Annotated in this window: 17 protein-coding genes and 1 tRNA gene; 9 read left to right on the plus strand and 9 right to left on the minus strand. The window is 73.4% G+C overall.

All coding sequences use genetic code 11. The features are described from left to right. Positions 1-228: 228 nt before the first annotated feature. Positions 229-855, plus strand: coding sequence for an NADPH-dependent F420 reductase (locus tag HDA31_RS00005; protein ID WP_178066713.1), 627 nt, complete (start codon positions 229-231; stop codon positions 853-855). 102 nt (positions 856-957) lie between these two features. Here the strand turns inward: HDA31_RS00005 and HDA31_RS00010 are convergent, their stop codons facing one another. Next, positions 958-2,781, minus strand: a complete 1,824-nt coding sequence (locus HDA31_RS00010) for a VanW family protein (protein ID WP_178066712.1) — start codon at positions 2,779-2,781, stop codon at positions 958-960. Between the two features lie 608 nt (positions 2,782-3,389). On the opposite strand from HDA31_RS00010, the gene HDA31_RS00015 reads away from it, so the two are divergent. Continuing rightward, a complete protein-coding gene (locus HDA31_RS00015) occupies positions 3,390-3,932 on the plus strand; it encodes a DUF6230 family protein (RefSeq protein ID WP_074472784.1) in 543 nt (180 codons plus the stop codon). Positions 3,933-4,014: 82 nt separating this feature from the next. Continuing rightward, complete coding sequence (locus HDA31_RS00020) at positions 4,015-5,706, plus strand: DUF6114 domain-containing protein (RefSeq protein WP_178066711.1); 1,692 nt, start codon at positions 4,015-4,017, stop codon at positions 5,704-5,706. A 62-nt stretch (positions 5,707-5,768) separates the two neighbouring features. Here HDA31_RS00020 and HDA31_RS00025 read toward each other — a convergent pair whose 3' ends face one another. Together HDA31_RS00025 and HDA31_RS00030 are read right to left on the minus strand one after the other, a co-directional pair. Further along, positions 5,769-7,439 (minus strand): DUF885 domain-containing protein, encoded by a 1,671-nt coding sequence (locus HDA31_RS00025; RefSeq protein WP_074472181.1) that lies wholly within the window; start codon positions 7,437-7,439, stop codon positions 5,769-5,771. A 52-nt stretch (positions 7,440-7,491) separates the two neighbouring features. After that, positions 7,492-8,091 (minus strand): Uma2 family endonuclease, encoded by a 600-nt coding sequence (locus HDA31_RS00030; RefSeq protein ID WP_178066710.1) that lies wholly within the window; start codon positions 8,089-8,091, stop codon positions 7,492-7,494. Between the two features lie 117 nt (positions 8,092-8,208). Between HDA31_RS00030 and HDA31_RS00035 the strand changes: the two genes are divergently transcribed. Further along, the gene (locus tag HDA31_RS00035; protein WP_178066709.1) at positions 8,209-9,180 is read left to right on the plus strand and encodes a DMT family transporter; all 972 of its coding nucleotides are present in this window, start codon (positions 8,209-8,211) and stop codon (positions 9,178-9,180) included. Between the two features lie 31 nt (positions 9,181-9,211). Here HDA31_RS00035 and HDA31_RS00040 read toward each other — a convergent pair whose 3' ends face one another. From HDA31_RS00040 to HDA31_RS00050, 3 genes are all read right to left on the minus strand, one after another. Further along, a complete protein-coding gene (locus HDA31_RS00040) occupies positions 9,212-10,276 on the minus strand; it encodes a PHP domain-containing protein (RefSeq protein ID WP_178066708.1) in 1,065 nt (354 codons plus the stop codon). A 76-nt stretch (positions 10,277-10,352) separates the two neighbouring features. Further along, positions 10,353-13,289 carry a glycosyl hydrolase gene (locus HDA31_RS00045; RefSeq protein ID WP_281370211.1) on the minus strand — a complete coding sequence of 979 codons (2,937 nt, stop codon included), beginning with the start codon at positions 13,287-13,289 and terminating at the stop codon, positions 10,353-10,355. 196 nt (positions 13,290-13,485) lie between these two features. Beyond that, positions 13,486-14,262, minus strand: coding sequence for a M23 family metallopeptidase (locus HDA31_RS00050; protein WP_178066706.1), 777 nt, complete (start codon positions 14,260-14,262; stop codon positions 13,486-13,488). A gap of 91 nt (positions 14,263-14,353) precedes the next feature. Here HDA31_RS00050 and HDA31_RS00055 point away from each other — a divergent pair, with 91 nt between their 5' ends. From HDA31_RS00055 to HDA31_RS00070, 4 genes are all read left to right on the plus strand, one after another. Then, positions 14,354-14,749: a hypothetical protein gene (locus tag HDA31_RS00055; RefSeq protein WP_178066705.1), complete on the plus strand. Its 396-nt coding sequence runs from the start codon at positions 14,354-14,356 to the stop codon at positions 14,747-14,749. Positions 14,750-14,861: 112 nt separating this feature from the next. Beyond that, positions 14,862-15,029, plus strand: a complete 168-nt coding sequence (locus HDA31_RS00060) for a hypothetical protein (RefSeq protein ID WP_176734415.1) — start codon at positions 14,862-14,864, stop codon at positions 15,027-15,029. Between the two features lie 137 nt (positions 15,030-15,166). Then, positions 15,167-15,694 carry a tRNA adenosine deaminase-associated protein gene (locus HDA31_RS00065; RefSeq protein ID WP_178066704.1) on the plus strand — a complete coding sequence of 176 codons (528 nt, stop codon included), beginning with the start codon at positions 15,167-15,169 and terminating at the stop codon, positions 15,692-15,694. Between the two features lie 190 nt (positions 15,695-15,884). Beyond that, positions 15,885-16,358 carry a nucleoside deaminase gene (locus HDA31_RS00070; protein ID WP_178067912.1) on the plus strand — a complete coding sequence of 158 codons (474 nt, stop codon included), beginning with the start codon at positions 15,885-15,887 and terminating at the stop codon, positions 16,356-16,358. 131 nt (positions 16,359-16,489) lie between these two features. On the opposite strand, the gene deoD is transcribed toward HDA31_RS00070, so the two are convergent. After that, on the minus strand, positions 16,490-17,197 hold the full coding sequence (deoD, locus tag HDA31_RS00075; RefSeq protein WP_178066703.1) for a purine-nucleoside phosphorylase: 708 nt from the start codon (positions 17,195-17,197) through the stop codon (positions 16,490-16,492). Between the two features lie 75 nt (positions 17,198-17,272). On the opposite strand from deoD, the gene HDA31_RS00080 reads away from it, so the two are divergent. After that, a tRNA-Ser gene (locus HDA31_RS00080) sits at positions 17,273-17,359 on the plus strand. 73 nt (positions 17,360-17,432) lie between these two features. Here HDA31_RS00080 and HDA31_RS00085 read toward each other — a convergent pair. Then, the gene (locus HDA31_RS00085; protein ID WP_178066702.1) at positions 17,433-18,473 is read right to left on the minus strand and encodes a hypothetical protein; all 1,041 of its coding nucleotides are present in this window, start codon (positions 18,471-18,473) and stop codon (positions 17,433-17,435) included. A 112-nt stretch (positions 18,474-18,585) separates the two neighbouring features. Next, positions 18,586-20,658, minus strand: coding sequence for an NACHT domain-containing protein (locus HDA31_RS00090; RefSeq protein WP_178066701.1), 2,073 nt, complete (start codon positions 20,656-20,658; stop codon positions 18,586-18,588). Positions 20,659-20,721: the final 63 nt, after the last annotated feature.

Raw genomic sequence — 20,721 nt, forward strand, 5'->3', positions numbered from 1 at the left:
CCGGGGTGGCCCTGAAACGCATTCCGGCCACTTCCCCGGAACACTCCCAACCACGCCGTTCGTCTCGGTAGCGTCGGTCGGGGACCCGCCGCCGGTGGCGTTCCCCGCGACCGTGGCCGGAAAACCGTACGTGGCGTTCACCTCCAGCGCTATTGGGACGCTCCGACCGGGGTACCTGCCCACAGTCCGACCGGATCTGACCGCCGGGAGGCGGAGGCAGGAGTGGTCATGAAGATCGGAATCATCGGGTCGGGGCACATCGGTGGCACCCTCACCCGTCGGCTGAGCGCCCTGGGCCACGACGTGACGGTCACCAACTCGCGTGGACCGGCGTCCCTGGGCGACCTCGCGCGGGAGACCGGGGCGACCGCGGGAACCCTGGAGCAGGCCACCGAGCAGGCCGAGATCGTCGTGGTGGCCATCCCGCTGCGGGCGGTGCCGGACCTTCCCGCCGGGCGCTTCGAGGGCCGGATCGTGGTGGACGCCGACAACTACTACCCCCAACGCGACGGCGAGATCGCCGAGCTGCTGGACCGCAGCCTCAGTTCGAGCCGGTGGACGGCGGAGCACCTGAAGGGTGCCCGGGTGGTGAAGGCGTTCAACAACATCCAGGCCCAGCACCTCATGGACAACGGGCGGCCGGCCGGCGCCTCGGACCGGATCGGGCTTCCGGTTGCCGGCGACGACGCCGACGCGAAGCGGGTCGTGATGGAGCTGGTCGACGCCCTGGGCTTCGACCCGGTCGACGCCGGCACCCTCGACGAGAGCTGGCGGCAGCAGCCGGACACGCCCGTGTACGGCACCGACCGCGACGCCGACGGCGTACGGCAGGGGTTGGCCGACGCGCGGCCCTGAGCGCCCGCTGCGGGCGCGGGGCGCGGCTCGCGTGCTCGAAACGGGGATGCCCCGCCGACGACGTGTCGGCGGGGCATCGGTGTGTCCGGGGCCCGGCGGGCCTCAGTCGGCGGGGCCGCCGCAGACGTAGCGGGGCTCGGCCAGGTACCGCCAGGTGAACTTCTCCCGCTTGACCACCTTGCCGTCCTTCTTGATGACCCGGAAGGCGTCCTGGGTGAAGCCGTCGATGCCGTTGCTGGGGATGCACGACGGGCCGGGCTTGAGGTGGATGGTCTTCGGCTTGGTGACGTCCCGGCGGGGGCCGTACTCCGTCTTGACGCTGTCGTAGATCTTCGTGCTCCAGATCGACACGGTCACCGAGCTGGCGGTCGTGGAGGTGTCGATGAGGACGCCGTACTTCGTGTTGTTGCGGAACTTGAAGTCGAGGTTCGGCCAGAAGATCGTCGACTCGATGACCGGCGGGTAGCGGCTGAACCAGTAGGAGTGCGGCTTGTGCTCGACGTCCTCCAGCCCCGCGTAGTAGGTGGCGTTGAACAGGGTGGTGGTGAACTGGGAGGTGCCCCCGCCGACCCCGGGGACGAGCTTGCCGTCGAGGATCACCGGGGCGTCCCGGTAGCCCTGGGCGTAGCCGCGCTCGCCGGTGTGGCCGTTGAGGGAGAACGTCTCGCCGGGCAGCACGACCGTCCCGTCGACGTCCTTGGCGATCTGGACGATGTTCTGGCTGCGGGGCGAGGAGAGGCCGCCGGTGAAGTGGGTCGTGAACCGGGAGACCCGTTCGACGATGCCCAGCCCGGCGAGCTTCTCGGTGGTCAGCTCCGGCTGGGTCTCCTTGAGCCGGCCGGTGACCTTCCGGTCGTCGGTGCGGGGCAGGACGGCGAGCAGGTCGCGGCTGAGCGCGGCGCTGTCGAGCTGCTGGCCGGGCTTCCCGTCGACCGGCTTCGGCTTGCCCCCGGTGACCGTCATCCGGGCGTCGCGGGGCTCGGTCTCGATGGCGTCGAGCTTGTCGCCGAGGGCGGCCCGCAGCCGCTTCACGTCGACGCGGGGGGTCAGCTTCCCGGCGTCGTCGGCGGTGAAGCGCAGGCTCCGGGCGATGGCGGCGGGCGGGATGGTGACGGAGCCCTTGTCGGTGTCGAGGGTGACGGGGGCGGCGACGGCGGGGCGGGCCAGCTCGGCGACGAGCTTGTCGACCTCCTCGGCGCTGGTCGCCGGGGTGTTCTCGACCAGCGGCACGGTCACCGGCTGGCCGGAGAGCCAGCCGGCGCGGACCGCCTGGGCCGAGCGCTGCGGGTCGAGGGCGAGGCCGGACTTGGGGCGTACCGGCTTGGGTGTGGTGCCGGTGAAGATGATGGCCGGCACGGTCCACTCGCGGGTCTGGTCGCCGGCCGCCTTGCGCAGGGCCGCGTCGAGCCGGGCGGGGTCGACGGTCACCACCGGGTCGACGGCGCGGGAGCCGACGAGGCGGCTCACGGGGTGCGCCTGGGCCTTGGCCGCCGCGTCCACCGTCGCCTCGACGTCGACGGCGAGGCCCACGTCGGCGGGGGCGAACTCCAGGCTCTTCTCGCCGACCGTCACCCGCAGGGGGGTGTGCGGCGTGCCCGCCCGCTCCAGCTCCGCGCGTAGCTCGCGGATCGCGTCGGTGCGGCTGCGGCCGCCCAGCTCGGTGCCGAGCACGGTCGTGCCGCGCGGGACGTCGCCGGCGTAGGCGTAGGCGCCCACCCCGCCGACGGTGGCCAGGACGGCGGTGCCGACGCCGGCGGCGAGCAGGACCCGCAGCCGGCGGCTGCGGCGGGTCGGCCCGGCGCCGGGTGTGGCGGCTGTGGCTGCCGGTGCGACGGGGGCCGGCTCGTCGACCGGCCAGCTCACCGCGGTCACCTTGACGGTCGGCCGGTCGTCGGCGGGCGGTCGTGTTTCGCCGTACAGAGTCACAGCAACCTCGATCGGTACGTACCACGTGGGAGCGTCTCCCACCCGGGAGACACCTACGGTAACCAACGGCGGGGCCGTCCGGCAGTCTGCGTCCCCGGCCGTGTCCGGGCAGCGTGTCGGCGTGCGGCGCACCGGGTGTCCGTCGGGCTGAACCGGGCCGGTCAGGCGGGATTTCCGCACCGGTATCGCCCCGGCGGTGATCGATGGATCACTCTCAGCGGTCTGGCAGGTTCTCGTTACCAAAAAGTTACCGGCGGGTATCACGGCTACGTCGCGTGAGTCTCGCCGCGCCGCCTGTCGCACTCGGCCCGGTTTGTCCGGTGGGGCGTCGAGGTGGGCGTTGACCGAAGGTGACCATAACCGATCTTGGCGACGCGGGCGAGTTACCCGCCGGTAGCAAGGGTCTTGTGACCTGGGTCGCTTCGCGGCAGCATCCAATCCGCACGCTGCGCGCGCCGTCCGGCCAGCGGATCGCAGCAGCCACCGCAGCTTCCCCCACCCCCGAGCCGTGATCCCGCGCTCGGTGACCCCCGTTCGAGGAGGACCTCGTGAAGGATTCGGAAGACCGTCTGGAGCAGGGCGGCACCCGTTGGCGGCGGTTCGCCGCGATGATGGTGCCCGCGACCGCCGTCGCCGGCGCCATCGTCTTCGGCATGGCCAACGGCGCGATCGCGGCGTCGTTCGCCGTCTCCGGCCAGACCTTCAAGGTCGGCGCCTCGAAGCTGGAGGGCACCGGCTTCAAGCAGTACGGCGGGTTCGTCAAGGAGAAGGACGGCACCACGCACCCGGTGGCGGTGTCCGAGATCGCGGACGCCAAGCTCTACGACCTGTGCCAGTCGGTGAAGATCCCCGACCTGCCGATCGTGCTCACCATCAACGCCGGTGGCGGCGGCAACCCGGCCACCGCCAAGGGCCTGCTGATCGACATGGACTCCCTGGGCGGCGACGCCGAGTTCAAGAACATCAAGATCGGCCGGGACGCCACCGACCTCAACGAGGGGGCCACCGCGAAGTCCTTCGGGCAGAGCGCCGACAGCGTGACGATCACCGACCTGGAGCAGGTGGCCCGCTCGACCAGCGCCGCGATCTTCACCCTCAACGGGCTGAAGCTCAAGGTCAACGTGGGTGCCGCCGCCAAGGAGTGCTTCTGAGCTAGCCACCGGGCCCGTGGGGGGTGCCCTCCACGGGCCCCGGCCCCCTCCCGTCACCAGTGAGCACCGCCAGGAGGAGTACGTGACGACCGCCAACCCGCAGCACGCCCAGCCGGGCCGGGTCAGCCAGGCGTGGCGCAGCTTCCGCCGCTGGCGTCGGGCCCGCCCCTTCTGGGGCGGCCTGTTCACCGCGCTGGCCGGGCTGGAGATCTTCTCCACCACCCAGATGAGCCTCAGCGGCCTGAGCTTCCAGATGGGGCCGACCGGTTTCCTGTCCTGGCTGATCCCGGTGATCCTGGTGGCCTGCGGGATGCTGATGTGGTTCAGCCCGCAGCAGCGGATGTTCTACGCGATCGTCGGCGCGGTGACCGCCGTGTTCTCGCTCATCGGCGTCAACCTCGGCGGCTTCTTCGTCGGCCTGCTGCTCGGCATGGTCGGCAGCGCGCTCGGCTTCGCCTGGGTGCCCGCCCGTCGCCCGGCCGCCGCGCCGGCCGGCTCCGGCCCGCCCGCCACCGCGACCGAGGGCCCGGCCGTAACCGCGGTCGAGGGGCCGGCCGCAACCGCAACCGCGACCGAGGGGCCGACCGACGCCGACGCCGACGCCGACCGCGCCGACGAGGCGGCGCTGGTCGACGAGCTGATGCCCCGCGCGCAGCACCCCGACGACGTCACCGGGCCGCTCACCGACACCCTGCCGCCGCCCCGCAACCCGCTGCGCGAGGCGCCGCCCCCGCCGCCGCAGTCGCCGCCCGCCGACCGGGGCGACGACAGCACCCAGGTGCTGCCGGTGGTCGGGGCGGACGGCCTCCCGCTGCGCCACCCGGCCGAGGACGGCCCGGGCCGGCGCGACGCGTCACGGGACCCGAGGCTGCTGGCGATCACCCTGGTGCTGCTCAGCGTCTCGGCCGCCGGGGCGCTGGCGCTGCGCGACCAGGCCCCGGTGCAGGCCGCCCCCGCCGCCCCGTGCCCCACCCCGTCCGCCACCCGGACGGCCGAGCCCGGGCCGTCGGCGTCGCGCCCGGCCAGCAGGAGCCCCAGCCCCGGTGCCAGCCCCAGCGCGGAGCAGACCTCCGGGGGCAACGTGCTCACCGACATCATCGACGGCATCGGCGACCTGTTCACCGGTGGCGACGACGACGCCGAGCCGGCCGCGAGCCCGGAGCCGACGGGCACCGCGCCCACCACCGGCACGCCGACGTCCACCGCCCGGCCGACGGCATCGGCGAAGCCGACCCCGGACGCGTCGGCCAGCCCCGACAAGCCCGGCGACGGGTGCGCCACCCCCGAGCCCACCGAGCCCGCCGAGGTCGAGCCCGGCGAGCCGCTGCCCAGGATCGCCCCCGAGCCCGGCCAGCCCCGGGTGGCGGGGAAGCCGTCGAAGCTGACCGGCTCGAAGGTCACCATGACCGGGCTGCGCTTCGAGGGGATCGTCGACCTGCCGACCGGCGACGGCACGCTCAGGGCGCTGAAGTTCAGCATGGCCAAGAGCGTCACCGACGACTTCCAGCTCCTGGCGGACGGCCCCGGCGGCCGGAGCCAGCGGTACGTCACGGACCGGCTGACCGTCCAGGGCGACGTGGCCTTCTACGCCACCCGGTTCGTCGGGCGGCTGCTCGGCATCAAGATCACGCTCACGCCCGACCTGCCGTTCCCCGACGGCATCCCGATCACCTCGCCGATCCCGATCACCTTCACCGACCCGGTGATCGACCTCGCGTATGTCCAGTGCGACGTCCTCACCGGCAAGCCGGCGCTGCGGCTCGACCTCGCCTGAGCCGCCCTCCGACGCGACGGCCGGGGCCACACCCCCGGGCCCCGGCCGTCGTCCCCGGCGACTCAGAGGCGGGCGAGCGCCCGGCGCAGCGGGTCGAGGCCCAGCGCCCCGAGGTCCAACGCCTGCCGGTGGAACTCCCGCAGGTCGAAGTCGGCGCCCTTGCGGGCCTTCGCGTCCTCCCGGGCCTGGAGCCAGATCCGCTCCCCGACCTTGTACGACGGGGCCTGCCCCGGCCAGCCCAGGTAGCGGTTCAGCTCGAAGCGCAGGTTCTCGTCCGGCACCCGGCAGTGCGCCCGCATGAACTCCCAGCCCAGCTCCGGGGTCCACCGCTCGCCGGGGTGGAAGTCGAACGGGTTGTCCTTCGGGATCTCCAGCTCCAGGTGCATGCCGATGTCGACGATCACCCGCGCGGCGCGGAACGCCTGCCCGTCGAGCATGCCGAGCTTGTCGCCCGGGTCCTCCAGGTAGCCCAGCTCGTCCATCAGCCGCTCGGAGTAGAGCGCCCAGCCCTCGCCGTGGCCGGAGACCCAGCACAGCAGCCGCTGCCAGCGGTTGAGCAGGTCGGCCCGGACGGCGGTCTGCGCGACCTGGAGATGGTGGCCCGGGACGCCCTCGTGGTAGACGGTGGTCACCTCGCGCCAGGTGGAGAAGTCGGTGACGCCCTGCGGCACCGCCCACCACATCCGCCCCGGCCGGGAGAAGTCCTCGCTCGGGCCCGTGTAGTAGATCGCGCCGTCGCTGGTCGGGGCGAGGCAGCACTCGATGCGGCGCACCTGCTCCGGGATGTCGAAGTGGGTGCCGTGCAGGTCGCTGATTGCCTTGTCGGCCAGCGCCTGCATCCAGTCCCGGAACGCCTCCTTGCCCGCGATGGTGCGCGCCGGGTCGGCGTCCAGCGCGGCCACCGCCTCGTCGATCGTCGCGCCCGGCCCGACGATCCGCGCGGCCACCGTCCGCATGTCGGCCTCCAGCCGGGCCAGCTCCGCGAACCCCCAGGCGTACGTCTCGTCGAGGTCGACGCGCGCGCCGAGGAAGTACTGCGAGGCGAGCGCGTACCGCTCCCGGCCGACGGCCTGCTTGGCGCGCCCCTGCGGGGCCAGCTCGTCGCGGAGGAACTGGCCGAACCCGGCGGTGGCGGCGGTGGCCGCCGCCGCGCCCCGGCGCAGCTCCGCCCCGAGCGTGCCGTCGACGCCGAGCCGCTCCACGAGGCCGTGGAAGAAGTTGTCGCCGCCCGGGTCCGTCCAGACGTCGCACTGCTTGGCGACCTCGACGAGCTGTGCCTGCGAGCTGACCCGGCCCGCGCGGGCGGCCTCGCGCAGCGTCGTCTTGTAGCTCTCCAGGGTGCCCGCGAACCGGTTGAGCCGGGCCGCGATGTCGGCCTGCGCCTGCTCGCCCTCGGTGGGCATCAGGTCGAAGACCATGCGGATGTCGTGCAGCCCGCTGGCGATGACGTTGACCTCGCTGGTCGTCTCACCCGCCTCGTAGCGGGCGAGGTCGAGGCCGAGCCGCTCCTGCATGGCCTCCTTGGCCGTCCGCTCCGACTCGGACTCGGGCTCGGTGACGTCGAGGTCGGCGAGGGTGCGCCGGGTCAGCTCCGCGCGGCCGGCGTAGCCCTCCGGCGACAGGTCGTCGAGCTGGTCGTCGTGTCCGGCGATGCCGACGTAGGTCGCGCCGACGGGGCTCAGCTGCGCCCAGTCGGCGACGTACCGGTCGGCGAGGTCATCGATTCGTCCCACGGGGTGACACTACGCGACCCGGCCGGGCGGTTGTCGAGCGTGATTGCCGTGTTCAGGGCAGCAGCTCGGCCGGGTCGAAGTCGATCGGGAACGGCGCGTCGGCCCGCAGCCGTTCCCCGCTGACCGCCCGCGCGATGGTGTCGTAGACGCCAGACGTGCCGAGGGCGAACAGTTCGACCGCCGCGTGCCGCAGGCGGCGGGAGAGTTCGACCCGCATGAAGTACGGCACGCCGGCCGCCGCGCACCGGCGCGGCTTGTCGACGAAGTCCTGCCGCCGGCTGCCGGGCGAGACGAACTCGACGGCCATGGTGCACAGGCGGGCCGGGATCCAGCGGTCCTCCTCGTCGTCCTTCGGCAGGCCGTGCAGCACGGTGACGTCCGGCTGGATCCAGCGCTGCGGCGTGAAGGTCAGGTTGACCTGGCCGTACACGTAGCAGCCGGCGGCCTTGGCCGCTGGCTTCAGGAGGTGGGCGAGCTCGATCTCGGCATAGCTGTTCGTGCCGACCGCAGCGGGCGTGATGACCAACCTTCCGTCGATGCACTCGTACCGCACATCGGGCAGCTGCGGCAGCGGGAGGTACTGCTCCGCGAGCTGGGTGGTCCAGATCCCGTCGAGATCGACGAGTGGGTCGAAACGCATCGGCATCGCCATCGGGGGCACCTCCTCGGCTGGTCAACGCACCACCACTGCAGGTGGTTCCTATGGTGGCGGACACGGTGGCGGGGAAACCGCGCGACACCGTCGTACCCCTGCGGCAGAGTGTCAGGGGTGACACCCGATACCACCCCTGACAGGTCGGCGCTGCGCAGCTGGCTGCCCGGCTTCCTCGCGCTCGCCGCGATCTGGGGTTCCAGCTTCCTGTTCATCAAGGTCGGCGTCCGCGAGCTGCACCCGCTGCACCTCACCCTCTACCGGGTAGCCGCCGGCGCGCTGACCCTGCTCGTCGCGCTCGCGCTGCTGCGCGACCGGCTGCCCCGCGAGCCCCGGATCTGGGCCCACCAGTTCGTGGCCGCCGCGCTGGGCGTGGCCGTGCCGTTCACCCTCTTCGGCTACGGCGAGCAGCGGGTCGAGTCGATGCTGGCCGGGATCTGGAACGCCACCACGCCGCTGATCGTGCTGCCGATGGCGGTGCTGGTGTTCCGCACCGAGCGGCTGACCAGCCGCAAGGCGGTCGGGCTGGGGCTCGGCTTCGCCGGGGTGCTCGTGGTGCTCGGCGTGTGGGCGGGCGTCGGCGGGGCCCACTTCACCGGTCAGCTCATGTGCTTCGGCGCGGCGGCCTGCTACGGCTTCGCCATCCCGTACCAGAAGCGGTTCGTCGCGGGTAGCGCCGACTCCGGCCTCTCGCTCTCGGCGACCCAGCTCGTGCTGGCGACCGCGCAGCTCGCCGTGGTCGGCCCGCTGGTGGCGGGCGCGCCGCCGCTGCCCACCGACCTGTCGCCCGGCGCGCTGGTCAGCGTGCTCGCGCTGGGCGCGCTCGGCACCGGCCTGGCCTTCGTGATCAACCTGCGCAACATCCGGGTGGCGGGGGCGAGCACCGCCTCCACGGTGACCTACCTCGTGCCGATCTTCGCCGTGCTGATCGGGGCGCTGGCGCTCGACGAGCGGCTCACCTGGCACCAGCCGGTGGGTGCGCTGATCGTGCTGGCCGGGGTCGCGGTGACCCAGGGCGTGCTCGGCCGGAGCGGGCGGGCCCGCGCCGTCGACGTCGCCCCGCCGGCCGCCCCGGCCGCCGCCCGCTGAGCCCGGCACCCACTGGTCTGGCGCGAGCCGGTCAGCCCCGGGCCCACGCCAGGAGGCGCTCCGCCGGCCAGGTGTTGACCACCCGGTCGGCGGGGACGCCGCACAGGGCCGCCCGCTCGCAGCCGAACCGCTGCCAGTCGAGCTGGCCGGGCGCGTGCGCGTCCGTGTCGATCGCGAACCGGCAGCCCGCCTCCAGCGCCCGCCGGATCAGCCGCTTCGGCGGGTCCTGCCGCTCCGGCCGGGAGTTGATCTCGACGGCCACGTCGTGCTCGGCGCACGCGGCGAAGACGGCGTCCGCGTCGAAGTCGCTCTCGGCCCGGGTACGCGGACGGTGCGCCCGGTCGCCCGGCCCCCGCACGCCGGCCGGGCGCGACGACACCATCCGGCCGGTGCAGTGGCCCAGGATGTCGAGGTGCGGGTTGGCGATCGCCGCCAGCATCCGCCGGGTCATCCGGCCCCGCTCGTCGTTGAGCCCGCTGTGCACCGAGCCGACGACCACGTCGAGGCGGGCCAGCAGCTCCTCCTCCTGGTCCAGCGAGCCGTCGGCGAGGATGTCCACCTCGATGCCGGTGAGGATGCGGAACCCCTCGGGCAGCGCCTCGTTCACCGCCGCCACGTGGTCGAGTTGGCGGCGCAGCCGGTCCGCCGTGAGCCCCCGGGCCACCTTCAGCCGGGGCGAGTGGTCGGTCAGCACGACGTACTCGTGGCCCAGCTCGACCGCCGCGAGCGCCATCTCCTCGATGGGCGAGCCGCCGTCGGACCAGTCGGAGTGGGTGTGGCAGTCGCCGCGCAGCGCCTCGCGCAGCGCCGTGGCCGCCGCGTCCAGGTCGGTGCCCTCGGTGGCGACGAGCCGGCGCAGGTAGACCGGCTCCTCGCCGGCCAGCGACTCGGCGACGCAGCGGGCGGTGACGTCGCCGACGCCGGCCAGCTCGGTGAGCCTGCCGGAGCGGGCCCGCTCGGCCAGCTCCGCCGCCGGCAGCGCGGCCAGGGCCGCCGCCGCCGACCGGAACGCCCGCACCCGGTAGGTGGCCTCGTTGGCCCGCTCCAGCAGGAACGCGATCCGGCGCAGGTCGGCGACGGGGTCCCGGTCGGTCATGCCCTGCAACCTACGCGCCCGCGCCGCCGGTCGGGGCACGACCGGCGGCGCGGGGTGGTGCGTCAGCGAGGACCGGTCAGGAGTACGGCAGCTTCACGACCGACTGGTTGCCGAGGCCGAGGGTGCTCGGGCTGCCCCCGATGGCCGACCAGACCTCCACCTTCACGGTGCCGTTGGCCAGGTTGCCGAGCGTGCCGCTGCTGGACTGCAACCCGGCGGCCTGGGTGTAGTGCTCGTAGCCGGGGACCGGGTCGGTGGCGAAGTAGCGGTAGGTCTCCACCCGTTCCCAGCTCCCGTTGCCGGTGAGGTCGTAGGAGAGCCGCACCTGCACCCCGTTGCCGACGGCGGTGCCGGCGTCGAGGAACAGGTCGAACGCGGTCTGCCCGCCGGCGTACGCGAGGTTGAGGCCGGTCGCGGTGAACACCTGGGCGTTGGTCGGGGTGCCGTCGTGGTTGCCGTTCGCCGCCGCCACCGTCGTGGTGCCCGCGCCGCCGGCCGCACCGAGCCCGCCCCCGGCGAGCAGGTAGCGCGTCGGCGAGCCGGCCGGCGGCGTGGCGGTCGGCGACGGGCTGGGGCTGCTCGTCGGGGTCGGCGTCGGGGTCGGCGTCGGGCTGGCGGTCGGCGTGGGGCTCGGGGTGCCCGTCGGCGGCACGCCCCCGGCGGCGTTGCCGCCGCTCCACGTGTACGCCCCGGTGGTGGCCGTCCTCCCGGCCCCCACGGTGAGCGTGACGCCGTCGGAGAACCGCACCGTGATCGGTGCGGCGGTGATGTTCGATGCCACGTACGTCCGCGCCCCGTTGCGGGTGAAGACGGCGCTCAGCGGGTGGTTCGCGGTGACCGTGGTGTCGACCGTGCCGAGCGCGGCGAGGTTGCGGATCCAGTGGAAGGTGTGCGCGCGGCTCTCCCCCTCCTCCGGCGTGTAGCCGGGGTTGGCCCGCAGGTTCGACAGCGCCGTGCCGGCGTCGCCGAGCGCCTGGAACTGCCAGAGGATGTCCTGCCACACCGTCGGCTGCCCGTTGTTGTTGCGCACCAGCTCGGCGTAGTTGGTGCGGACGTACGCGGGGTCGTAGCCGAGGTAGAGGTGGCCGCCGGTGACGGGCAGCAGGTTGATGCCCTGGATCATCTCCGGGTCGGCGCTGAACCAGGTCGCGTACGCGCCGCCGTCGCCCCAGACCATGCCGACCGTCGAGTGCCCGAACCCGGCCGGGAAGTTCTCGTCGGCGTGGTCGAACCAGTACTCCTGGATCGCCGCCGCCTGCGTCGTGTAGAGGAAGATGCCGGCGTCGCGGACGGCCGTGTCGCCGGTGGCCTGACCCCACTGGATCAGGGCGTTGGCGAAGTTCATCCCCTCCGACGAGGACTCCTGGTTGTTGCCCGCCCCGAACGAGCCGTGCCCGGAGGCCCAGTCGTGGCCGGCGTAGATGTCGAAGTCCCGCAGGTAGGGGAACCGGGTGTCGTTGCGGTCGTAGTTGTCGGCGTCGCGGATGAGCAGGTCCACCATGCCGCCGTAGCGGGCGTCGGTGGCCCACTGCGGGTCGAACTTGGCCAGGGTGGCCGCCGCGGCGATGAAGTAGCCGTAGTGGAAGTGGTGGTCGTTGAGCTCCTGGTCGGACCCGTACGAGGCCGGGTAGCCGATCAGCGTGCCCCAGTTCTGGTCGTAGTAGAAGACCTTCGCGGTCTTGCCCGGCGAGGCGGTGAACCAGTCGGTGAGGGTGCTCCGGATGGCGTTGAGCGCGCTGTCGCGGGTGGCCGTGTCGTCGACCAGGTCGGCCACCTCGGCGATCCGGGCCGCCCGGCCGAGGCCCTTGCCCGTCCAGTACGTGTCGCCGCCGCGCTGGTCCATCGGGTTGCCCCGGACGGCGGCGAGCTGGTCGCGCAGGGTGGCCAGGTCGGCGCCGGAGCCGTCGCCGACGGCCGGCAGCTCGGGCAGCACCCCGTGGTAGGTCATCGCGGTGCGGAACTGGGTGACGCCGGTGAGGACCTTCATCCGGCCGCGCGCCGACGGGTACGTCTGGGTGAGCGGCGTCGAGCCGGTGAGCGCCTTCCACTGGTGCGGGTAGAGGCTCACCACGGTCTGCGTGGCGGTGCCCTCCCGGGCCGTGGTGGTGAACGCGTACGTGGTGGTCAGGCGGCTGGCCGCCTGGTCGTACGCGTACGAGACGCGGGTGCCGGTGACGTGGGCGTGCGCGTACCGGCCGTAGGTGGCGGCGAGGCTGGTGCGTTCGGCGGCAGTGCTGCCGGCGGTGGTGGGCAGCAGGGCGACGGAGAAGTACCCCTTGCCCGCGAGGGTGGACGAGATCCGGCCCCCGCTGACCGTCCAGCTCGCGCCGCTCGGCGCGTACGCGACGTAGTCGTGGCCGGCGACGGTGAAGCCGATGGTCGCGCCGCTGTTGGACCACACGGTCGGGGTGCTGCTGGCGTTGACGACGGCGTCGCCGCCGGTGGCCTGGAAGTAGGCGAACGGCAGGCCGTGGCCGATGGTGGCGCGCAGGGTGCGCGCGCCGTCGCTCCAGTACGGGGTGACGGTCCAGTCGGTCCAGCCGGCGACCTTCACGGTGGGCGCGGCGAGCCCGGCGACACCGACGCGGATGTCCTGCGTGTAGGGGTAGTGGAACTCGCCGACCCCGGTGGCCGTCCCGCTGATCGCGGGGGTGGAGTTGGCCGAGAAGCCGAGGCCGTCGGTGAACGTGTCGTAGGACAGCGGGTGGGCGTGCAGCGGCTCGCTGAAGGCGCAGTCGGTGCGCTTGAACAGCAGCGACGACCACCAGTCGTTGGTGGGCACGGCCCCGGCGGGGGCGTCGGCGGTGACGTACTGCCGGGGGTTGGTGGAGAGCTGCCCGCAGCCGGCGGGCAGCGGGCCGACGGGCGTGGTGGTGTAACTGCCCGCCCCGACGGACGCGGCCTGGGCGGGGGCCGTGTCGACGGCCACGGCGAGGCCGCCGGTGGCGAGGGCGAGGACGGTGGACGAGACGAGGGCCCAGAGGCGGCGGCGGTGTGGTGTGGGAGGTGTCACGGGTGCCTCCATCGCGCGGGTGCGCCGGACCGGCCGGCGTCGGCGCTGGGTCGGTATTGGGAGGGTTCGTTACCTGTGAGAGCGCTCTCTCTAGCCGGGACGTTAACCGGTGTGTGAGACGTCCGTCAATGTGTGCGACCGGTTGAGCCGGGATGTCGCGATTGGACCGTCCCTGGTCCCGCTCCCAGCGCGTCGCTCAGTCGGTGCCGGCCGGCGCCTTCGGGCAGCCGTGCTTGCGACGCCACGCGGCGACCTCGGCGGCCGGCTCCCGGTTGCCGCCGCGCCGCCACGAGTCGAGATAGCGGGCCGGCCAGACCACCCCGCGCCGGATCCACCAGTCGCCCCGGCCCGCACACTGCGGGGAGAGCCCGAAGTGCAGGTGGCAGACGTTGTTCGCGTTGCCCGTGCGGCCCACCCGGCCGAGCTGCTCGCCCGCCCGCACCCGCGTGCCGGCGTCGATCCCGTCGGCGATCGCGCTCAGGTGCGAGCCGTAGTAGCGGACCCCGTCGTCGCCCAGCAGCGACACCGACAGGCCGCCGTTGTAGGGCCCCAGCGGCCCCCGCTTGTCGAACCGGTCCACCCGGCTCACTTCCAGGATCGTCCCGTCGGTCACCGCCACCACCGGCTCGCCGCAGTCGGCGAAGATGTCGGTCCCCGGATAGGCGGAGTGGGTCGGGTGGTAGGCGACGTTGCCCGCGCGCACCGGGAAGACGTGCCGCAGGCCGGTGCGGGTCGGGCTGGGCGACCCCGACGGCCGCGCCGTCGCCGACGGGGTGACCGCCGCCCCCGACGGGTCGGCCGGCGTCCCGGCCGGCTGCCCGCCGGTGACCATCCCGGTCGGCGCCACCCAGCCGGCCCCGGGCGTGCGGTTCGGCGGCGGCGCGCCGCAACCGGCGGCCAGCACCGGCGCGAGCAGCAGCAGCACCGGGTACGCCGCGCGCGGGCGACGCCGACGCGGGAAGCGCGAGGACATCCGCCCATCCTGACAGAACCGATACGGTGGGGAGGGTACGGTCCGGGGTGTCCACCCCGCGCCTGCGGCAACCGGCGGACGGAGTGCGGTGATGACCTGGCAGCCGGCCCACCCGGGATGGGCAGACCCGGAACAGCCGGCCCACCCCGGCTCGCGTACCCCGTCGGGGCTCTTCCCCTCCGGGCCGCCGTCGCGGCCGACCTGGCGCGAACCGCACCCGGTGACCGGGTCGGCCGTCGCCTCCGGCGCCGCCGTCACCGCCGCGTGGCTCGTGCTGTTCGCCCTCCTCGGCCGCGACGTCCCCGGCTACGCCTGGTGGACGGTCGTCGCCGGTGGGCTGGCCTGGGGGGCGGCCCTGGCGCTGGCCCGCCACGGCGACCGGGGCGTCGCCACCGGCGTCGCGATCGTCACCGCCGGCGGCTGGAGCGTCGCCGCCGCCGTGGTGGCCGTGACCTGGGCGACGACGGGCGACTGGCCGCTGTGGTGACGGGTCCCCCGCGGCGGAGCCGGCCGGGGCGCGCTGCCACCGTCGGTCGCCGACCGGCTGCGCACCGAATCCCGTCTTGACGTACCCGCTCCGACGGCGCACTCTCGGCGGTATGGCCTGGACCACCCCGCGGCTCGACCCCGAGCGGAGCCGCCGCCGCCTCCAGATTCTCGCCGAGCTGGCGGGGGCCAGAGCGGGACGCGAACGGGAACGGCCCCAACGCGCGCGCACCGAACGGCTGCGGCAGCTCATCGCCACCCGACGCCGGGTCGCGGGCTGACGGGTCCGGCCGCCCGCCACACTTTCCACAGGAATGACCGGCCCTTCGGGGCGTTGACCGGTCGCCTGCCGACCCGACCGGTTAACGTGCACGCGTAACGAGTCGGCGTGCTGTGCCGAGGCAAACTTGGGGGAACCATGTCGTACTTCGCTGCCGCCGTGGTGCGCGACGGAGGCGGCTGGACCGCCGCAGAGGTGAACCTGCGCGGAGCCACCGACGTCGACGAGGTCGCCGACCGGCTGCGGGACGTCGAGCCCGACGCCGACCTGTCGCTGCTCTTCGTCGAGGCCGACGACGCCTACCTCGTCGTCCTGCGCCTCGACGAGGGCGAGGACCTGCGGGTGTTCGGCTCCGACTCCGCGTACGCCGAGGAGTCCCGGCTCGGCGCGCTGCTGGTCGGCGATCTCAAGGGGTCGGTCACCGGCTTCGACGACACCGAGGAGCCGCGCGCCAGCGCCGGCAGCGACGACGACAGCGAGCAGCCGGCCGTCGACCCCGAGGCGGACCCGGTCGGCGACGCGGACCTCCTCGCCGACCTCGGCATCTCCGCGCAGCGGCTGCTGCGCCTCTGCGCCCACGAGGGCATGCTCCCGGCCGACGTGACCGCCGAGGTGTGCCAGGTCCTCGGCTGCGCCGACGAGGTCGAGGAGCTGCGTGGCGTCTGAGCCGGCGGACGCCACCGACCCGGCGCTGGAGCGCGTACGGCCGGGACAGCCGACCCCGGGCGCGGTGCGGCGGTTCGGGCCGGGCGCCGACGAGGGCCTGGCCGAACTGGGCCTTGCCGGCCCGGACGGCGGGTATCTCGGCGGCGCGGGCCTGGGTGGAGCCGGCCGTCGGCAGCGGCACGAGCTGTGGATGCGGCGCGCCCTCCAGGTCGCGGTCACCGGCCCCGACCCGGCCCGCGACGCCGCGCCGGCCGGCGGTGCGGCTCGCCTTGGTGAGGCGGCCGACGACGTGCCGGTCGGCGCCGTCGTCTACGGCCCGGACGGCACCGAGCTGGCCGTCGGGCGCAACGAGCGGGAGCTGGCCGGGGACCCGACCGCGCACGCGGAGGTGCTGGCGCTGCGCCGGGCCGCCGAACGCCTGGGCCGGTGGCGGCTGGACGACTGCACCCTCGTGGTGACGCTGGAACCCTGCACGATGTGCGCCGGGGCCATCGTGCTCGCCCGCGTCGCGGCGGTCGTCTTCGGGGCCTGGGAGCCCAAGACCGGGGCCGCCGGCTCGCTCTGGGACGTGCTGCGCGACCGGCGGCTCAACCACCGCCCCGAGGTCTACGGCGGGGTGCTGGAGGCGGAGAACTCCGCCGTCCTGCGCGCCTTCTTCCGCTGACCCGGTAACGGGCCGACCCGGGCGAGATCGTGCCCGATCCGGGATGCAGTGGCCTCGGCGACGCTCCGAGGCCACTCGATCCCTGATCGAGCACGATCTCCCGGCGGCACGCCGGGGCCGGGCGGGACCGCTCAGGCGATCGCCGTGTCCAGGCCGATCTCGACCATCTGGGAGAACGTCTGCTCGCGCTCCTCCGACGTGGTCTTCTCGCCGGTCTTGATGTGGTCGCTGACGGTGAGGAGGGTCAGCGCGCGGGCGCGGAACCGCGCGGCGATCGTGTAGAGCGCCGCCGACTCCATCTCCACCGCCAGCACGCCGTAGTCGGCGAGGCTGTCGTAGAGGTCCGGCCGGTCGGTGTAGAAGGCGTCCGCTGCCAGGATCGGGCCCACCCGCATGGTGATGCCGCGCCGCTCGGCCACCTCGACCGACGTACGCAGCAGCCCGAAGTCGGCGACCGGGGCGTAGTCGATCAGCCCGGCGAAGCGCATCCGGTTCATGTTGGAGTCGGTGGACGAGCCGATGGCGGCCACCACGTCCCGCAGCTTCAGCTCCTCGGTCAGCGCCCCGCAGGAGCCGACCCGGATCAGGGTCCGCACGCCGTAGTCGTTGATCAGCTCGTGGGCGTAGATCGAGGCGGACGGCATGCCCATGCCCGAGCCCTGGACGGACACCTCCACCCCGTTCCAGCGGCCGGTGAAGCCCAGCATGCCCCGGACCGTCGAGTAGCACCTGGCGTCCTCGAGGTAGGTCTCCGCGATCCACTTGGCCCGCAGCGGGTCGCCCGGCATCAGGACCCGCTCGGCGATCTCTCCCGGCTTCGCGCCGATGTGCGTACTCATGGCAAAGATCCTGCCAGGCCGACCCGGGGGATACCGGTTCGGCACCCGGTCCCGGTGTCCTGTACCCTCGTCGGCGGTGGCGTGTCCGAGTGGCCTAAGGAGCACGCCTCGAAAGCGTGTGAGGGTTTACGCCCTCCGCGGGTTCAAATCCCGCCGCCACCGCTCGTGACATGCGAGAACGCCCGGTCGATCCGCGAGGATCGACCGGGCGTTTCCGCTTTCTGCCGGGCCCTGATCAGCCCTTGATCGAGTTGGGCACCACGGGGACCGTCACCGACGTGCCGGTGTTCGCGGTGACGTCCGGCACCAGGATCGTGGTGATCTCGATCTCGGGGCGCTGGGTGCGCTTGGCGATGCTGTCCGTCTCGCGCTGCACGGGGCAGAACGGCAGCTCCGGCCAGAACTTGGCGAAGACCTCCCACGCGGCGGTCTCCTGCCGACGCAGCTTCTCGACCTCGATGCCCGCGTACTCGCCCTCGCCGATGTCCGGCAGGGCCGCCTCGTCGAACGCCTTCGCCAGCAGGACGACCGTGTCGTCGTACCGGTTGGGGTTGACGGACCGGCCGAGGCCCCAGGACTCACGCGTCCGGTGCAGCCGCTCCCGGTCCTCGTTGCTGATCTTCGCGTCCTGCTTCTCGCCGACGAGCAGACCGCCCTCGTCCTTCCCCGTCCACCAGCTCGCGTAGTAGGTGCCCTGGTAGCCCTGGCACAGGTAGCGGTTGCCGTTCGGGTGGATCTCCAGCAGGAAGGTGTGCACGGACGGGAAGGAACAGTCGAGAAGCAGGATCTGCCCCTTCTGCGGCACCTTCCGGAGAAGCTTCAGCAACTCCTCCCCGGCACCCGAGCCGACCTTCTCCAGCTTCCCCGCCCCGATGCCGTCGACGAAGGTGGGGTGCTTCTTCTTCAACTCGACCAGGATGTTCTCCGCCGTCTTTCCGCAGTTGGCCCAGTTGACGCTGCCCATCGCCATGTTGAACAGGCCCTCGTTGCGGGACTGCACGACGGTCGTGTTCCGCTCGCCCAGGAAACCGCCGGTCTTCACCCGCATCTGGGCCGCCCGCACGGCCTGCGGCCAGGAGGGGAAGGACTCCTTGCCCTCGGGGCCGGACCAGGCGATGAGCTGCGCCAGGATGGCCTGCCGTTCGTGCTCCGCCAACTCCTCACCGGTCGTCTGCTCGTATTTGCCGAACGCCTGCTCGATCTGCTCGGCGTAGGGGTCGAGCGCGCCCGTGACGCTCAGGTCCGGAATCGGATTCTTGGCGATGGTCAGCAACATCTGCTCCTCGGCGTGGTCGTCGACGTCGGAACGACGCCGACACCGGAACGATGCCGCAGAGGGAGATGTGCTGCTGTCCGAGATCCGCGGCTCTGTTATCCGCAACCCGATCTCACGGGCGCGGCAGCGCCCGGGCGTCGGACGTGGCCAGCCGGTCGGCGAAGAACTCCAGCAACTCCCGGTGGACGAAGATGTAGCCGTCGCCGACGTCCCGCAGGAACAGGCACTGCACGGCGTAGTCGAGGAACGGCCGCAGCGGCCACGGCACGACGCCGTCGCGGGCGAGCCGCCGCCGGACCAGCCACTGTTCGGCCAGTGGCCCGAGCGCGACGGCCACCAGCAGGTACGACGCGGCGAACGCGCCGACGACCACCCCGTACCGGAGGCCGTCGGCGCCGGTGCGGGCCAGGCCGACGGGCAGCCCGGCGAGGGCGCCGGTGACGAGGCCCAGCAGCGGCGCGCCGGTCGCGGCGAAGCGGAGCCGCTGCCGCAGGGCGGGGCTCGGGATCTCGCGGCGCGGCGCGCCGCCGGGCGGGCCGACCAGGTAGAGGTCGAACAGCATGGCGCGGCTGACGGCCAGGGCGAGCAGGGTGGCCAGCAGCAGCCCGAGCCAGTACGCGAAGTCGGCGAGCAGGCCCGGCCAGCCACGCAGCTCGTCGGTGAGGCCGAAGGCCAGCCCGACCAGGAGGGCCGCTGCCACGGTCGTCCATCCGACGACGGCGTTGCCGGCCACGTCGCGCAGCTCGTCGGCGGTGCCGGTCAGCCAGTTGACCCGGATGGCCCGGTTCTCCGGCCGGCGTTCCCGGGAGGCGATCAGTTCGAGGTCGTCGTAATCTTCGTAGGCCAGGGCGAGCATGGTCAGCGTCGTGGCTGCCAGTCCCACCACGAGGCCGGGCCAGCCGAGCAGGCCGGCCCCGAGCAGGGCGATCAGCCCGCCCACGGCGACGCTGGCCAGCGCCCGGCTGAGCAGGTCGGCACCGCCGATCCAGAACGGCGACCAGGTCGGGGCGACCAGGTCGAGCACGAAGATGCTCTGCTGGCGCTTGCTCAACTGATGGCCGAGCACCGTCAGATACTGGACGGCCTGATCCGGCCGGTACGCCGGGTGCGGGCGGTGCCGCAGCATCGTCTCGACGTACCGGGCGAAGAGGCGGGTGCGGCGACCGCCGGGACCGTCGGCCGGGCCGGGACCGTCGGCGTAGGCCAGGCCCATGATGGCGAGCAGCAGGGGCGACCCGGTGAACTCCCACAGGCCCTCGTCGGCGGCGAGGGCGGCCCGGAGGCCGGCGAGGGCGGGACCGGAGCGGTCCAGGTACCGCTCGATCTGCGGCCGGGTCAGCGGCTGGATCGTCACCGTGCCGTAGACGGGCAGGCCGGTGCGGAGCTCTCCGTACTCCGACTCGCGGCAGCAGATCGCGATCGGGGTGAGCGGCTGCCGGGCGTGGAACGCGGCGATCGCCGCCGCGCACTCGTCGCGGCGGGTCGCGACCACCTCGTCGAGGCCGTCGAGCAGGGGCAGCACCGCGCCGACCTCGATCCAGGCGGTCGCCTGCCGGGGCGGGATGCCGTAGCGCTCGGTCAGCTCGGCGGCGAGCCACTGCTCCAGCGGCAGGCGTCGGGTGGCCCACGACGACAGGTTCAGCACCACCGGGATCGGGACGTCCGGGTCCCGCCCGGCCGCGTCGACCAGCTCCCGGGCGAGTTCGAGCAGGGTGGTCGTCTTGCCGGAGCCGGGCGCACCGAGGATCACCACGGCGCGGTCGAGCCGCTCGAAGAGGCCGGCCACGGACGCGCCCCCGTCGAGCACGCCGGTGAAGCTGCCACGGTGGGTGGCCCGCAGCGTCCACGGGTACCGCCGGTCGTCGGCCGACGCGGTGACGCCGAGCTGGATCCGGGCCTCCTGGTGCAGGGAGCGGTCCAGCACGCTGCTGATCCAGTACCGGCGTACCCGGTCGAGCAGGACCCGGCGGGCGTGCGCGGCGGCCACGCCGGTGGCCGGCGGGGACTCGCGGGACCGCCGGATCTCGACCACCATCAGCGCCACGACCACCACGGCGAGCGCCGGCCAGGCGAGCCACAGGTGCGGCGTCCACCCGTCGGGCAGCGCCCCGGTGGCGACGTTCGTGACGACGCCCAGCAGGGTCACGCAGACCACCGAGAGGACGACCGTGGTTACCCGACGCATGCGTCGTCTCTACCGTCCGGCCCGCGTCCGCACAACCCATGATCGGATACGCGTCGGTCAGGC

Origin of the sequence: Micromonospora carbonacea (assembly GCF_014205165.1) — a bacterium.
In the GTDB taxonomy this organism is placed as follows: domain Bacteria; phylum Actinomycetota; class Actinomycetes; order Mycobacteriales; family Micromonosporaceae; genus Micromonospora; species Micromonospora carbonacea.